This is a genomic window from Citrobacter cronae, assembly GCF_016893685.1.
Taxonomy (GTDB): Bacteria; Pseudomonadota; Gammaproteobacteria; order Enterobacterales; family Enterobacteriaceae; genus Citrobacter; species Citrobacter werkmanii.
Genome location: NZ_CP069763.1, coordinates 2,287,563 through 2,301,377, shown reverse-complemented (window position 1 = coordinate 2,301,377; position 13,815 = coordinate 2,287,563). Strand labels below are relative to the sequence as shown.

Genomic DNA, 13,815 nt, shown 5'->3' with positions numbered 1-13,815 from the left:
CAACCAGAGTGTCCAGTTGGCTGGAAATATCAACGGTCATGGTGTCAGAAGATTCAGCGCCAACCTGGAAGGTTACGCCGCTCTGGAACAGACCGTCTTTACCGGTGTTGCTGGTACCGGAAACACCGAACAGGTTGGTACCGCCGTAAGTGGTGTTCTGCAGCATATCGGACATCTGCTGGCCCAGCTCGTCGTATTCGTCCTGCATCGCCTGCAAATCTTCGTCGCTGTACGTTCCGTTCGCCGCCTGAGTAGACAGGTCTTTCATACGGCCCAGTACGTCGGTCATTTCGTCAAACATGCTGTCGGCTGTCTGCAGCATGGCAGTGGCATCGTTGATGTTGCTCAATGCAACGCCCATGCCGCTGGACTGCGCGGTCAGACGGTTGGCAATCTGTTTGCCCGCAGCGTCATCTGCAGAGGAGTTAATACGGTTACCTGTCGCCAGACGTTCCATAGAAGTAGACAGTGATGCGCTGCTTTTGTTGATAGCATTTACAGCAGACATTGATGCGGTATTAGTATTAATCGATAACATGGTACTGCTCCTTGGGAATAATCGTTTTCGTTTCGATACTCTGTAAAAACGACCACCCGTTTGGAAAACTTAAAGCGCTGCAGAAAATTTTTTTGACGCGTTACACAACATCATTAGCGAGATAAAAAACGCTTCCACCTCTATTTTAGCTTTGCGTGCTACCTCCCACAAAAACCACCTTCTAAGGAAGATCTCAATCAAGATTTAATTAAAAGATTATTAGAAATATCTAATAACGGCTTGGTTGCTTACGCGCCATACGGGTTAACTTTTTGATAAGAATAAGATTATCCCTAGATGAAATCACTTTAAAAAGCCTGGTTATAGCCATGTTTTACATTTAGTTGCAAATACCCTGTACTTTTATATTGTGAGTCTCGGGCACTTTCGCTACATTTCAAATCCTTTTTTGGACAGCATAAAAAACACTCAATAGCGATTCAGCTGCAGCTTCACAGCACAAAGAAATTTCAATTTCTCCAGAATTTTAATGCACTGATTTTTAACGGTGTGACACCAGGGATATAAAATCTTGCACGGGTATACAAATCGATGAGTATCGTAGTCAACAACTGGCGGATGGATTCCTCGCTTAATGCGTTAATCCATTGTGAAACAGGCGAGATACGTCGCCTGGGCGAATACCATTTTATTCTGTTAGAGACATTAGCTAAAAATGCCGATGTCGTTTTATCTCGGTCATATTTAATGAGCGCAGTTTGGAAGAATCGCATCGTCGGTGGAAATAGCCTGCCGACAGCCGTTCATGCGCTGCGCGTTGCGATCGATGATGACGGTAAACAGCAAGAAATTATAAAAACCATACCTAAAAAAGGGTATTTATTTAATAAGAACTACCTCACTGAAACTATTGACCTTAATGAAACTGTGGTTGATGACAGCACCATTGATGAGGTCGAGAAACGTACCGAGATTGTTGAGTCCCCTGCGCCTGATGAAATGCTTCCATCAACAAATAATGGGGAAATACCCTTACTTAACAGTCAACTATCGTCAAGAAACCAGAGAAAAACGGCCATCAGACGGCATCCTTATCGAGCCGTTCTGATTACCTTACCCGTTATCGTTATCGCGCTGTCGTTGTTTATTTTAATCTCTTATTTTAAAGCACCGTCTATCACCAAAATGGAAGAAGCTCCGCAATTGGTTAAAGAGACGCTTGAAAATGCCAACCATGTTACGGTATATCAACTTTACGACCCAGGTGAGAATAAGAAATCATCATCGCTTGTTTCAACGCATATTCTTCCCGGTATCGAGCAGCTCAACCCACTGTTGGTAAGCCATAACGCCTCGATGACCTTGTATTATCGGGTCTCACTGAACAAACTCGCCCTTGATATTGTACTTAGCAATCAATGCAATGATAAGTGGCAGTTAGCGCTAAGCTTTGACAACTGGCTAAATAAAGATAATGAAATGAATGGTATTTTAATTAAAGAAGTGGAGAAAATGTTAAATGAAATGCCAAAATGCAAATAATTTCTTTTTCCCTGCCCTGTCTGCTTTCACGCTATTTTTCACATTTACGGCTCATGCCCGCATTGAAAATACGGTCATTGCCAATTACGACCTTACTACTGGCAAAAGCGTACATTATGAACTTATCGCAAATTCTCTGGATAAAAGCACCACGATCACTCTCGTCCCTTTGGAGCAAAATAATAAAATGCCCTCTACGTTTAAAGTAGCATCGTGTATTAATCATTATACCGGCTCATATAAACAGGGTGAGTTTCACTTTAGTACCACCAAAACCGATCAAAACGATTATCGTATGGCTAATTTCGGGGCATTTGTCACTGAGCACAACCTGCATACATGGTGGCTCCATATAACTCCGCAGCAAAATTTGATTTTTACTCGGGATGTCGGAGGTCTGTTAATCACAGACCCCTCTGTATTTAACTTTTCAACCAAAGCATGCCAGCAGAATTAACTTAATAAACTACGGACAGTCTGGCTGGAAAGTCGGGCTTGTCCATTCACCGCCTGCGCTAATACCTGATAATTGTGATTAGCATGATCCAAAACCCCACCCAATGATTCAGAGGCTTTTACCGCACTTTCTGCCTGTGGAAAACGCGCCATACCGTCAATGAGTTGCCGGGCCTTCTCCTGCTGGGCAGCCATTTGCGCACGTTGATCGCCAATAATATCCAACGCCTGCTGTAATCCGTCCTGAGTTCGGGCTCCGCCCTGTGCTACATACTGTTGAAGCTCCTCTGAACGTGAGGGATCGGCAAATGTTTTCAGCGGGGTAAACGCTGATGACTTCGCACCGACATCGCGTACGCTCAGGGTTTGCTGGATCTGCGACCACTGCTTTTCCGTGGTGGAGAACGTTAACGTGCCCTGCCGATCGTGCACCTGTACGCCGACGCGACGCAGCGCGTTGCTCATCATTATCTTGTACTGGCCTGGCTCCATATCCTCACCCACCACCACCGCCGAGTGCTGCGTTTGCCGCCCATCGGAAACACTAAACATGCGCGAGCTTATGGCATCTTTTTGCAGCATCTGCGCCAGTTCAGGCGCGTGAAAGGTCACTCGCGCCTCGCCCTGCAAAACCGGACGCAGTTGCCTGTCCACCGCGCCGCCGGATAACGCCGTTCTTTTATCCAGCCACTGGGTAAGTTCGGCTCCCTTTTGCTGCTGCGCCTGCCCGCCACGGCGCGAGGCATGGCGATAATCCAGCAAATGCTGTTCCAGTTGTCCCAGATAGTGATCGGCCTGCTGTAGCGTGGTGAGCTGATCGTTAAGCTGCACGCTATAACGCTGAGGCCGGGTGGTAATAAGCGGTGAGGCCGGGTAATCACTCGCCGTTGCGGGTAACTTTTGACGGACAGGGGCATTCTGCGCAACGGTATGCTGCTGCACAGAAGGATTAAGCGCTCCGCTACCGGAGAGTGACGTTGTATTTAAACCGACCTGCATACTATTCCTGAGCTACTGCTCGCTGTTAAATCACACTGAAAAGGTTCAACTCACTCACTTTAGAGTAGGTTTTTAAGGTAGCTTCCATCGCCATTTCCAGTCCGGTAAAGGTAATGGAAGCTGGGCCGTAATCCAGATCGCTCAACTGACTGATCAGCTGATCGTTGGATGTTGAGATATCTGTCTGAGCATCGCTGAGCATGGTCATTGTATTCTGCGTTTCACCAATGGTGGCGATGGAGGCGTTGAGCTCATCAGAGGCCACGTCTACCGTATCGATGGCATTCTGAATGTCGCTTTGCACCTGCGGATCGGCAGGATCAACCGATGGGTCCTGCAGCTCTTTCGATAATGACGTTAAGGTGTTCAGCACATCCAGGCTATCGCCGAAGAAATCGCTGACGGCCACATTGGTGTCAACCTCTACGCCATTGGAGACGGTAGTTTGGCGATGATCGCCATTCCCCTGGTAGGTATAGCTGTCGGTCACGCCGTCGCCGTCCTCATCCACCGCGACAATCGGCGGCCGATCGTTCACCGTCCCGCCAAACACATAGTGACCGTCTTCATCCTGGTAATTTAACGCCGACACCATCGCTTCAGTCATCGACTGGATATCCTGCCCCAGACTGGATAATGACTCAGCGGTATTGGTGCCGTTCGCGGCTTCCAGCAGATCGTCGCGAATCGCCAACAGATCGTTATTGACGCCGTCGAGAATAGATTCCTGCTGGCTCATCCCTGCCGACGCGGAATTAATATTCGTTTGATATTGGTCGAGGGCCGATTGCTGGCGGTTAAGCTGGGTGATACGGGTCGCCGCAATCGGATCGTCAGACGGCAACAGAATGCTTTTCCCCGTCGCCATCTGCGTGACGACATGAGAAAGATCGCTGGAAAGGTCGTTAAAACTCTGCGTCATAGACACATAAGACTGCTGGGCAGTGACTCGCATTTTTCATTCCCCTTCCGGTTAGCTACACATTTCCAGCACAGAATCGAAAATATCAGCACCTGTTGAGATGACTTTCAGGTTAGCCTCGTAAATCTGTTGGTAGGTAATAAGGTTGACCGCTTCTTCGTCCATGCTGACGCCGCTCACGCTGCTCTGCTGGTTCTGTGCCTCGGAGTACACGTTCGCTGCGGCTTCGGCTTCCGTCTGGTTTTGCTGGCTGTAGATACCAATATTGCTGATGATCGATGAACAGGCTTCGCCCACGGTTACGCTACCGAGTCCTTCAATTTCCAGCGGTTCGGTTGAGATGTTGATCAGCGCCTGCAGGTTATCGCTGTTGCCGCTTTCGTCCGGCGAGCTGGAAAACGCCAGTTCATCGGCGGTGATATCAGGGTTTACCTCCAGCGGGCCATCCGATGAGTTTTCATCATAAATAAACAGCGGTTCACCGGGATTTCCGTTCAAATCGTAGCCCTGCGCCAGTTGGGTGTTAACCGCATCGGCAAATTGCTCCGCCATGCTGTTAATCGTTCCCGTCAGCGGCGTCAGCACCTCATTCTGATAATCAAACAGCGCGCCCAGCGAGCCGCCGGTATCGGTGTTCATGGATGAGGTGGTTCCGGCAAACGTTAACGACATACTCTGCGTGCCATCGGCGTTGGTATCCAGTTCGATGGTGGAACTCTCCTGCCCGCTGACCAATGGCTGACCGTTTTGCAGCGTGACGTTATAGTTGCCTTCATCATCGATATTGACCTGAACGTCCATAATGCCGCTCAACTCTTCCACCATCTGATCGCGGGCGTCATACAGCGCCGAAGCGTTATCGCCGTTGGCTTCAGCTTCAGCAATTTGCTGGTTATAACTGGCAATACCGGTAGTCAGGGTGTTCACCTGCGCCACCATCGCCTGCTCCTGGCTGACGATCTCACTGCTTTGCGAGTCGATGTAATCGAGGGTGTTATCCACGCGCAGCGCCAGCGCGCCGGACTCGCTGATCACCTGCTCACGCAGGGCGGAATCATCCGGGCTGGTGGTGGCTTCGTTTAGCGCGGCAAAAAAGTTATCAAATCCCCCGCTCAGGCTGCTGTTATCATCGCTGAGGACGGTTTCCAACTGCGTTAAATACTCTTGCTGGGTGTTGTAATAGCCATAATCGCTGGCGGCATACCAGACCTGGTTAACCTGATACTGGTTTGAGACCCGGCGAATACTGTCAACCTGCACACCGTTACCCGCGCTGTTCGCTGAACCGGAACTCGCGCCAATGGTACTGGTGATGGCAACCTGCCGGGTATAACCGTCAGTCATCGCGTTGGCGGTGTTCTGCGCCGTTACGTTAAGCTCCACCTGCGCAGTCGATGCGCCGCTGTAGCCAATGTTAATCATATCCATCAAAGCGTCCTCGCCGGTCAGTTACCCGGTCTGTCATTAACAACCTTGCCGATTAAGAGCGGCGAAAAAACCGCAGTTCTTAAGCCGCCGCGCAACCTTTATCCTTGGTGATGAGGGGAGAGTTGTTTGACGATCATCTCCGCAATGCCAATGCCGTGCTGTTGGGCCAGACTGTTGCACAGCTGATCGTCATAAAATCCCTGCATCATGCGTACCGAGTCGCTGTTAAACGGGTTATCTTTTGAGTCGAAGATCTCATTGGTTTTACGCATCTCTTTCAGCATGTTGCGTAAGAAGATGGCTTCGAATTGCTGGGCAGCTTTCTGCAAATCGTTATCTTTGATTTTGGGGCCCATTAACGCATCGCTACCGTCAATGCCCCCGCTATGATTCACCTTGATGTCGGCCATTAAATCACCTCCAGATCGGCATCCAGCGCACCAGCTTCATGCAGGGCCTGTAAAATAGACATAATGTCGTCCGGCGTTGCCCCCAGGCTATTGAGCGCGTTGACCAACGTTTTCAGACTGCTGGACTCTGGCAGACTGATCATCCCCGGACGGGCATGATTCACCGAAATATTGCTTTGCGGCGTCACCGCCGTACGGCCACCGGCAAAAGCGTTCGGCTGGCTGACGTTGCTGCTTTCATTGATGGAAACCGTCAGACTGCCATGCGATACCGCCGCCGCATGCAGGGCGATACCATCGCCCATAACGACCGTACCGGTACGCGAGTTAAACACCACCCGAGCCCGGACTTTTTCCGCCTGCACCTGGACGTCATCTAACTGAGACATAAAGGCCACGCGCGCGCCGGGGCTGGTTGGCGCGCGGACGATAACGTTGGTCGAGCTTTGTGCCGTCGCAATGCCGCCAAACGACGCGTTGATCGCCGCGGCAATGTTATTGGCATCTTTAAAGGAGGGGCGTTTCAGATTGAGCGTAATGGTGTCCCCCATCTGGAAGTCGCTGGGAATTTCACGTTCTACCGACGCGCCGTTCGGTATCAGCCCGGCGGTGGGGGTATTCACGGTGACGCTGGAGCCGCTGGCTCCGGTCGCGTTCATCCCGCCGACCACCACGCTCCCTTGCGCAAGGGCATAAACCTCGCCATCCGCGCCGTGTAATTGGGTGAGCAATAGTGTGCCGCCGCGCAGGCTTTTGGCATCGCCGATCGACGAGACCGTGACGTCAATGGTCTGCCCACGCGAGTACATGGGCGGTAGCGTCGCGCTGACCGCCACCGCCGCAACGTTCTTCACCTTCGGATCGATTTTGCTCGGCAGTTGTACACCAAACTGGCGCAGCATGTTGGTAATTGTCTGGTTGGTGAATTTGACCTGGTTTTTATCCCCGGTTCCGTCCAGACCGACCACCAGACTGTAGCCGACGAGTTGGTTTTCCCTGACCCCCTGGACGTTAACCAGCGATTCCAGAGATTGCGACTGCGCCGCGCCTGGCAGCGCCAGGCTCAGGGCGATAACGATGCCGTTTAACGCGTTCATCCAGCGCCCGCTTAAGTGTTGCATATCAAAATCCTGCTTAGATCGGGAAGAGAGGATGGTTAAACAGACGCGTCAGCCAGCCCGCCGCATTGGCATCGCTCAATGCGCCACGGCCCGCGTAGGAGATGCGTGCATCCGCAATACGCTGCGATGAGACGGAGTTGTCGTTCTGAATGTCATCGGCGCGCACCAGGCCACTCAGGCGAATGTACTCATCGCCCTGGTTAAGGGTGAGCCATTTTTCACCGCGAATTTCCAGGATACCGTTCGACTGTACCGAGTGTACCGACACCGTAATTTCACCGCGCAAACTGTTTTGCTGCTGCGAGGTCGCCGTCCCGTTGAAGTCACGATTGGCGTCTACGGAAGCGGAAAGGTTATCTTTGGTATGTCCGAACAGCGTCGGCGCGCCGATGTCGACGGTATTGTTCTTACCGAAATTGGTTTTCGCCTGTTTGCTCGACTGGGTGGATTCTTCCAGCATCACGGTCAGGATATCACCCACGCGATAGGCGCGGCGGTCCGCCGTCAGCGACCAGTTATACCCCGTTTCAAACACGCCCCCCGCGCGACCATCCGCCGTTGGCGGCGCTTCCGTTTTGGGAGGAGCAAAGAATTCGTCATTTTTTTTGACCAGGAGGGCCTGCGATTCGCACCCGCTTAACAGGGGAAGCAGTACCATCAGCCAGAGATAATTTTTCACGTTCTGCCTATTTCTGCCGGATGGCGCTGTACCATCCGGCATTTCACATTCTTGAGTTACAGTGTCTGACTAATAAACTGCAGCATATCGTCTGCCGCAGAGACCATTTTGGCGTTCATCTCATAGGCGCGCTGTACGGTGATCATCGCCACCATTTCGTTGACGATGTCCACGTTCGAGCCTTCCAGTGCTTTATCCTGTAACGTTCCCAGACCATCTTCCCCCGGAATACCTTCCGTCGGTTGACCGCTGGCCGCCGTTTCCAGATACAGGTTGTCGCCTTCGGCTGAAAGCCCGGCCGGGTTGGCGAAATTCACCAGCGTTAGCTGTCCCAGCTCAGTGGGATCGCTGTCGCCGGGTAAAATCGCGCTCACCGTGCCATCGGAAGCAAATGACACGCTGGTTGAACCCGCTGGCACATCAATTTCCGGCTGTAACGGCAACCCCTGGGAGTTGGTCAGCACGCCATCAGCGTTAACCTGCATATTGCCGTCACGGGTATAAGCGATATCCCCATTGGCTTTTTGCACCTGCCAGAACCCCTGTCCCATGATGGCCACATTCATCGTATTGTCGGTGGTTTCTACATTCCCTTCGGTGAAGGTTTTTTGCGTTCCCACAATACGAACACCGCTACCGAACTGCATTCCGGTCGGCATGATGTTATTTTGATCGAGCATGGCGCCCGGCGCTTCCTGAGTCTGATAAAACAGATCCTGGAACATCACGCGGTCGCGCTTAAAGCCCGTGGTATTGACGTTGGCGATGTTGTTGGCAATCGCACTCATCTCAGCATCCTGCGCCGACAGGCCGGTTTTACTGATCCATAACGCTGCATTCATAAAACTTTATCCCTGATTAAAGGCTACGACTCAGGAGCCGCGTAGCAGCCTGTTGCCTGAGTCGCTGAGATCTTCAGCCGTTTTCATCATCTTGATTTGCGCTTCAAACTGACGGTTCATCGCGATAGATGACATCATTTCGCTCACCGCAGACACGTTACTGCCTTCCAGAAAGCCGCCGCTCACTTTGATGTTCTCATCGCGCTGCGCCGGTACGCCGTCCGCCGTGACCAGCATCCCCTCGCTATTTTTCGCCAGATTGGCGACCGGAACATCCACCAGCTTCAGGCGATCGATATCCATCGTTGCTGTAACATCGCCATCGTCAGGCGTGACGGAGAGCGTGCCGTCGCTGCCGAAAGAGGCAATCGCGTTTGGCGGTAAAATAATCGGGCCGTTATCCCCGAGCACCACGTTACCGTCGATGGTCAGTTGCCCCTGATCGTCCTGCTGAATATTGCCGTTACGGGTGTACACCTCGTTTCCCGCTTTATCCTGCACGGCGATATAGCCGGGTCCCTGAATAGCAACATCTAGCGGGCGTTCGGTTTTTTCCGCCACGCCAGTGCTGTCATTGACGCCGCTGGGACTCTCCTTCGCCATAAAACGCGTATCAAAACCACCGCCTTTTACTTTGTCGTTACTCGCCATCGCCATATCCGCGCGAAAACCATTGGTGTTAACGTTGGCGAGGTTATTGGCGCTAATTTGCTGCTCGAGCAGCGTCTGGGTGGCTCCGCTGAGTGCGGTATAAATCAACCGATCCATTTCTTAGCCTTACATCGCCTGGAAGAGAGCCTGATCCAACTGCGTACTGGTCGAAATCACCTTGGTGTTCGCCTGGTAATTACGCTGGGCGGTCATGAGATTGACCAGTTCGTTGGTAATATCCACATTGGAGCTTTCGAGCATGCCGGAGGAGAGCGTGCCGCAAGAGCCGGAGCCAGGCGTGCCAATTAGCGGCGTGCCGGATTCGCCCGTCTGTACCCAGGCTGTGCCGCTTACCGCTTCCAGTCCGTTCTCATTCGGGAAGGTAGCGAGCACGACCTGCCCCTGCAGCATACGTTCGCCGTTGCTGTAGGTGGCGTAAACTTTACCGTCATCATCCACCTGCACGCCGTTCTGCGTTGCCGAGGCATAACCGGTTGCGGAGTTGGTTGTCACCGAGAAATCAGAGCCGTACTGAGTACAGTCTGAGTAATCAATGGTCATCGAAATCGGCGCAGCGTCATCAGTAGTGAACGTGATGGTTTGCGGTGTTGTTGGCGATGTCAGCTTGCCGGTATTTGAGTCGAAGGTCAGCGTGGTCGGTGGGACGCCGCTCTGCGCCTCACCATCAAAGGTGTACTGTACTTCCCAGGTGTTATCGGCGGTTTTGGTAAAATACTGGCTAACCGAGTGTTCGTTACCCAGCGAGTCATACACAGTGGTGGTGTAGCTGTCGGTATAGGTATCGCTGTTGTTCGCGTCAAACGGTACGCTGGTGCGATCGATCGTTTCATCACTGGCGTCAAAGTTTGCCGTGAAGGTCATGCTATCGGTGGCCTGCGCCGGGATGTTGCCGGTTTTAATCTGGATATCAGTGACGGTACCGGTTTGCAGCGTGCCGCTGTCATCAACCGGATAACCTTGCAGGTAATCACCGGACGCATTGACGATATAGCCGTTTTTATCGGTCACAAAAGAGCCGGCACGCGTATAGGAAATATTCCCTGCGCTATCGCACATGACGAAAAAACCATCATCGTTAATGGCTAAATCCAGCGCGTTGCCGGTTGAAACCATCGAGCCGCCGGTGGAGATACTTTGTGCGGAACCGGCCACGCTCACGCCCATCGCCTGCGTCCCGGCGTACATGGCGGAGAACTGGGTGGTCATTGATTTATAACCCACCGTACCGGAGTTAGCGATGTTGTTACTGATGCCGTCCAGTTGTTCGTTGACGGCGTTTAGCCCCGTCGCTGCAATTTCATAACTCATTGTTTCTTCCTGTAAGATTAACTAAATCAGAGCACCATATTGCTGTTGGCGTTATCGCTTCCGTCGTCAGTATCTGGCGGCGTGGTGTCATCGGAACCGCTGGTTCCGTCGGTGCTGTCCGGTACGCCAAACTGGGTGATCATGGTGAATGGCACTTCGCCAACGCCGTCAACGTTGAGCACCGGCGTGCTGCCATCAAGCGGAATACGCACATCTTCCACCTGGCCCGTCACCTCGATCGGCACTTCCTCTTCCCCGGTATTGGTCACCACGGAAACGCTGTAATCGCCCGGGGGGATGCCGTAATCCGCAGGATTGATGTCGAAGTCCACCTGGCCGGGTCCGACGGAGGTTTCACCTTCCGGGATCAGCGACACGGTGTAGTCATCACCCGCTTCATCGGTAAAGTGCAGATCCACATCGGTACAGCTGTCATCCAACGTGACGCGCCCCTGGATCGCCTTGCTGTTGTCTTCGATATCCAGCGAGGTGGTTTGCACCATGATGTCGTCGCCGACCATATTTCCCAGCGCCATCACCTGGATGTTGCTCATCAGCACGGCATTGGTGTTGGCCTGGACGCTCATCTCTTCCATCATCGCCACCTGCGCCATTGAGGAGAGCTGATCGATATAGGCCGTAGGATCGGTGGGATCGGTCGGGTCCTGGTTTTCAATTTCAGCCACAAACAGCGTCAGAAACGTGTCGACCGCCGAGGTTTCGGTGGACGTGGTGGTTGTTGTGGTGCTGCTGGTRYYGCTGGTATCCGTCGATGACGACGTCGTCGAAGAACTGCTGTCTCCCACATTAGTGCTTTGCGCCGTGGCGCCGACGTTATTTTCAGCAACCGCCGTTGTCTTCTCCTGAGAAGAAGCCAGCGCCTGAGATTGGGCATACAGAGCTAGGGTATTCATTACACTTCTCCCAGTTTGAGTAAGCTTTGCTGCATACTTTTGACGTTATTCAGCACATCAACGTCGGTTTCAAAATCACGTGATGCGGACATCATGTCAGCCATTTGCTCGACCACGTTGACGTCCGGGTACCAGACAAAACCGTTCTGATCCGCCATTGGGTGATGCGGCTCATAACGCTTTACCGCCCCGCCGCTTTGCATGACGTCCTGCACTTGTACGCTGGCGCCATCAATGGCGTGACGGTTATGTCCCCCTATCAGGCTATTGTTGTAAACCGCGGCAAAAACCGGGCTGCGCGCCTTATAGGCCTGCGCCTCGCTGCTGGCAGGAGATTCCGCATTCGCCATGTTGCTGGCGACGGTATTCAGACGGATGGTTTGCGCCGTCATCGCCGAACCGGAAATCTGGTAAATATCAGTAAACGACATGGTTATTTCCCTTCAATGGCCTCTTTGATGCCGCTAAGTTGCAGATTCAAAAAAGTCAGACTGCTTTGATAATCCATACTATTTTGTGAAAACCGGGCCTGCTCGGTATTCAGCTCTACGGTATTGCCATCCTCTGAAGGCTGCATCGGCACGCGGTATTTCACGTCAACCTCGGGCGGAACATTTGTACGACTTGCCCGTTGCATCTCAGCGGCAAAATCAATATCTTTGGCTTTGAAATTTGGTGTATCGACGTTTGCCAGATTCGCAGTCAGTAGCTCGGTCCTCTCAAGACGTAACTTCACTGCCAGCGGATGTACACCCAATGCCTGCTGAAAACTGATTCCCATTTCTTGCATCACTCCTGCGTAGATATCGCTGTTATTAGCAATATGTATGCCAACTTTTAAGTGATTGATGAGAAATGACTTTATGAAAAGACACCCTCACAGAAGGAAGCCCTCTTTCCTCTTTGCCGTGGAAATGATGCTGGCTATATGCTGTGGCTTACCCGTATATGCCGCCGTCCATCCCATTCAGCACAGCGCCCGGGAACAGATCAACGCGCGGGTTCTCAATGCCGCCAGTCATGAAATTGACGCGCTGGCGCGCAAACAGCAGTGGCAGGACTATCGCTACACGTTCAATATTTATATTCCCTCCGCCGTCAGCACCAGCGCGCTATGCACGTCGGCGCCGCAGGTTACCTCAAGCACATCACCGGAGATGGTCCTGTCACGAATGAACTTTGTGGTCAGTTGTCCGGGCAGCAATGGCTGGCAATTTAACGTGGCGGTACGCCCCGATGTGTCGATTCCGGTGGTCATGCCAAAGTCGTTGATTGCGCGAGATACGGTAATCACCGCCGACGACCTGCAGCTTAAAAAATTCAATATCAGCAACCAGCGCGAAGGGTTGATGACGAATATCGATGAGGCGATTGGTCTCACCAGCAAGCGCGCCCTGCAACCGGGCAAACCGATTACCCGTAGCGAGCTGGTACTGCCCGTACTGGTCAAACGCGACCAGCCGGTGATGATCGTCTCCCACATGGCCGGGATCACCGCCTCAATGCCGGGCGTGGCGTTGAAGAATGGTCGTAAAGGGGATGTGATAAAAATTCGCAACAGCAGCAGCCAGCGGATCATTAGCGGGATGGTGGACGATACCGGCGTGGTCACCACTCTGACGGCGGAATAGTGCGGGGATTTTTTGTGATGGGATTAAAGTTTTCCTCTATTGCCGTCGCTTTTAGCCAATAACAGATAACCAACCCAACGGAATATGTACGAGGTTGCTATGAAAATTACCCCAACTCTGCCAGGCAATCGCCCTGCATCGACAACCGAACAGGCGCGTGCAGACAAGAGCTGCGTGCAGACGAGCGCGTCCAGTTCCGCATCGCTTTCCGCCGACGATATTACTCAGGCGGGATTACAAACGGCGCAGCAAACGCTGAACAGTGATACGCAAAGTGACGTTGATTACGACAAAGTGGCGCAAATGCAGGCCATGCTGGCCTCAGGCGATTTGCAGGTTGATACCGATCAACTGGCTGGGGACATGCTCAGCTTTTTCCAGAAATAAGAGGC

At 52.4% G+C, this 13,815-nt stretch carries 17 protein-coding genes; 4 read left to right on the top strand and 13 right to left on the bottom strand.

All coding sequences use genetic code 11. The features are described 5' to 3' along the window. Positions 1 to 538: flagellin N-terminal helical domain-containing protein (locus JSN25_RS22045; RefSeq protein ID WP_479690793.1), on the bottom strand; the 538-nt coding region annotated here is incomplete at its 3' end. Between the two features lie 552 nt (positions 539 to 1,090). Here JSN25_RS22045 and JSN25_RS09910 point away from each other — a divergent pair. Both JSN25_RS09910 and JSN25_RS09905 read left to right on the top strand, forming a co-directional pair. Further along, positions 1,091 to 2,041: a transcriptional regulator gene (locus JSN25_RS09910; RefSeq protein ID WP_199952378.1), complete on the top strand. Its 951-nt coding sequence runs from the start codon at positions 1,091 to 1,093 to the stop codon at positions 2,039 to 2,041. Then, entirely contained in the window at positions 2,019 to 2,498 is a 480-nt protein-coding gene (locus tag JSN25_RS09905; protein WP_199952377.1) for a hypothetical protein, read from the top strand. The genes JSN25_RS09910 and JSN25_RS09905 overlap by 23 nt, the downstream gene beginning before the upstream one ends. Here the strand turns inward: JSN25_RS09905 and JSN25_RS09900 are convergent. From JSN25_RS09900 to flgB, 12 genes are all read right to left on the bottom strand, one after another. Beyond that, on the bottom strand, positions 2,495 to 3,496 hold the full coding sequence (locus JSN25_RS09900) for a flagellar hook-associated protein (protein WP_150344690.1): 1,002 nt from the start codon (positions 3,494 to 3,496) through the stop codon (positions 2,495 to 2,497). The two genes, JSN25_RS09905 and JSN25_RS09900, sit on opposite strands and share 4 nt — an antisense overlap. Positions 3,497 to 3,521: 25 nt before the next feature. Beyond that, entirely contained in the window at positions 3,522 to 4,451 is a 930-nt protein-coding gene (flgL, locus tag JSN25_RS09895) for a flagellar hook-associated protein FlgL (RefSeq protein ID WP_069323862.1), read from the bottom strand. Positions 4,452 to 4,469: 18 nt separating this feature from the next. Continuing rightward, positions 4,470 to 5,846, bottom strand: coding sequence for a flagellar hook-associated protein FlgK (gene flgK / locus JSN25_RS09890; RefSeq protein ID WP_087856482.1), 1,377 nt, complete (start codon positions 5,844 to 5,846; stop codon positions 4,470 to 4,472). 98 nt (positions 5,847 to 5,944) lie between these two features. Then, positions 5,945 to 6,247 (bottom strand): rod-binding protein, encoded by a 303-nt coding sequence (locus tag JSN25_RS09885; protein ID WP_110498852.1) that lies wholly within the window; start codon positions 6,245 to 6,247, stop codon positions 5,945 to 5,947. 8 nt (positions 6,248 to 6,255) lie between these two features. After that, entirely contained in the window at positions 6,256 to 7,377 is a 1,122-nt protein-coding gene (locus tag JSN25_RS09880) for a flagellar basal body P-ring protein FlgI (RefSeq protein WP_087856483.1), read from the bottom strand. A 13-nt stretch (positions 7,378 to 7,390) separates the two neighbouring features. Continuing rightward, the gene (gene flgH, locus JSN25_RS09875) at positions 7,391 to 8,056 is read right to left on the bottom strand and encodes a flagellar basal body L-ring protein FlgH (protein ID WP_038643004.1); all 666 of its coding nucleotides are present in this window, start codon (positions 8,054 to 8,056) and stop codon (positions 7,391 to 7,393) included. A 56-nt stretch (positions 8,057 to 8,112) separates the two neighbouring features. After that, positions 8,113 to 8,898, bottom strand: a complete 786-nt coding sequence (flgG, locus tag JSN25_RS09870; protein WP_038637632.1) for a flagellar basal-body rod protein FlgG — start codon at positions 8,896 to 8,898, stop codon at positions 8,113 to 8,115. A 30-nt stretch (positions 8,899 to 8,928) separates the two neighbouring features. Continuing rightward, positions 8,929 to 9,666 (bottom strand): flagellar basal body rod protein FlgF, encoded by a 738-nt coding sequence (locus JSN25_RS09865; protein WP_204525679.1) that lies wholly within the window; start codon positions 9,664 to 9,666, stop codon positions 8,929 to 8,931. A gap of 9 nt (positions 9,667 to 9,675) precedes the next feature. Continuing rightward, entirely contained in the window at positions 9,676 to 10,878 is a 1,203-nt protein-coding gene (flgE, locus tag JSN25_RS09860; RefSeq protein WP_085047733.1) for a flagellar hook protein FlgE, read from the bottom strand. Between the two features lie 26 nt (positions 10,879 to 10,904). Further along, a complete protein-coding gene (locus JSN25_RS09855; RefSeq protein ID WP_204525678.1) occupies positions 10,905 to 11,792 on the bottom strand; it encodes a flagellar hook capping FlgD N-terminal domain-containing protein in 888 nt (295 codons plus the stop codon). Continuing rightward, positions 11,792 to 12,223 (bottom strand): flagellar basal body rod protein FlgC, encoded by a 432-nt coding sequence (gene flgC, locus JSN25_RS09850; RefSeq protein WP_006685942.1) that lies wholly within the window; start codon positions 12,221 to 12,223, stop codon positions 11,792 to 11,794. Before flgC ends, JSN25_RS09855 begins: the two co-directional genes overlap by 1 nt. A gap of 2 nt (positions 12,224 to 12,225) precedes the next feature. After that, complete coding sequence (gene flgB, locus JSN25_RS09845) at positions 12,226 to 12,573, bottom strand: flagellar biosynthesis protein FlgB (protein ID WP_042310529.1); 348 nt, start codon at positions 12,571 to 12,573, stop codon at positions 12,226 to 12,228. An 82-nt stretch (positions 12,574 to 12,655) separates the two neighbouring features. Between flgB and flgA the strand changes: the two genes are divergently transcribed. Both flgA and flgM read left to right on the top strand, forming a co-directional pair. Further along, positions 12,656 to 13,423 carry a flagellar basal body P-ring formation chaperone FlgA gene (gene flgA / locus JSN25_RS09840; protein ID WP_204525677.1) on the top strand — a complete coding sequence of 256 codons (768 nt, stop codon included), beginning with the start codon at positions 12,656 to 12,658 and terminating at the stop codon, positions 13,421 to 13,423. A gap of 99 nt (positions 13,424 to 13,522) precedes the next feature. Next, positions 13,523 to 13,810, top strand: a complete 288-nt coding sequence (gene flgM, locus JSN25_RS09835) for a flagellar biosynthesis anti-sigma factor FlgM (RefSeq protein ID WP_204525676.1) — start codon at positions 13,523 to 13,525, stop codon at positions 13,808 to 13,810. Positions 13,811 to 13,815: the final 5 nt, after the last annotated feature.

Bases quoted from the DNA above. Each gene is read 5' to 3' on its own strand.
- JSN25_RS09910 (WP_199952378.1), top strand. From the start codon at position 1,091: ATGAGTATCGTAGTCAACAACTGGCGGATGGATTCCTCGCTTAATGCG.
- JSN25_RS09905 (WP_199952377.1), top strand. From the start codon at position 2,019: ATGAAATGCCAAAATGCAAATAATTTCTTTTTCCCTGCCCTGTCTGCT.
- JSN25_RS09900 (WP_150344690.1), bottom strand. From the start codon at position 3,496: ATGCAGGTCGGTTTAAATACAACGTCACTCTCCGGTAGCGGAGCGCTT.
- flgL (WP_069323862.1), bottom strand. From the start codon at position 4,451: ATGCGAGTCACTGCCCAGCAGTCTTATGTGTCTATGACGCAGAGTTTT.
- flgK (WP_087856482.1), bottom strand. From the start codon at position 5,846: ATGGATATGATTAACATTGGCTACAGCGGCGCATCGACTGCGCAGGTG.
- JSN25_RS09880 (WP_087856483.1), bottom strand. From the start codon at position 7,377: ATGCAACACTTAAGCGGGCGCTGGATGAACGCGTTAAACGGCATCGTT.
- flgG (WP_038637632.1), bottom strand. From the start codon at position 8,898: ATGAATGCAGCGTTATGGATCAGTAAAACCGGCCTGTCGGCGCAGGAT.
- JSN25_RS09865 (WP_204525679.1), bottom strand. From the start codon at position 9,666: ATGGATCGGTTGATTTATACCGCACTCAGCGGAGCCACCCAGACGCTG.
- flgE (WP_085047733.1), bottom strand. From the start codon at position 10,878: ATGAGTTATGAAATTGCAGCGACGGGGCTAAACGCCGTCAACGAACAA.
- flgC (WP_006685942.1), bottom strand. From the start codon at position 12,223: ATGTCGTTTACTGATATTTACCAGATTTCCGGTTCGGCGATGACGGCG.
- flgB (WP_042310529.1), bottom strand. From the start codon at position 12,573: ATGGGAATCAGTTTTCAGCAGGCATTGGGTGTACATCCGCTGGCAGTG.
- flgA (WP_204525677.1), top strand. From the start codon at position 12,656: ATGAAAAGACACCCTCACAGAAGGAAGCCCTCTTTCCTCTTTGCCGTG.
- flgM (WP_204525676.1), top strand. From the start codon at position 13,523: ATGAAAATTACCCCAACTCTGCCAGGCAATCGCCCTGCATCGACAACC.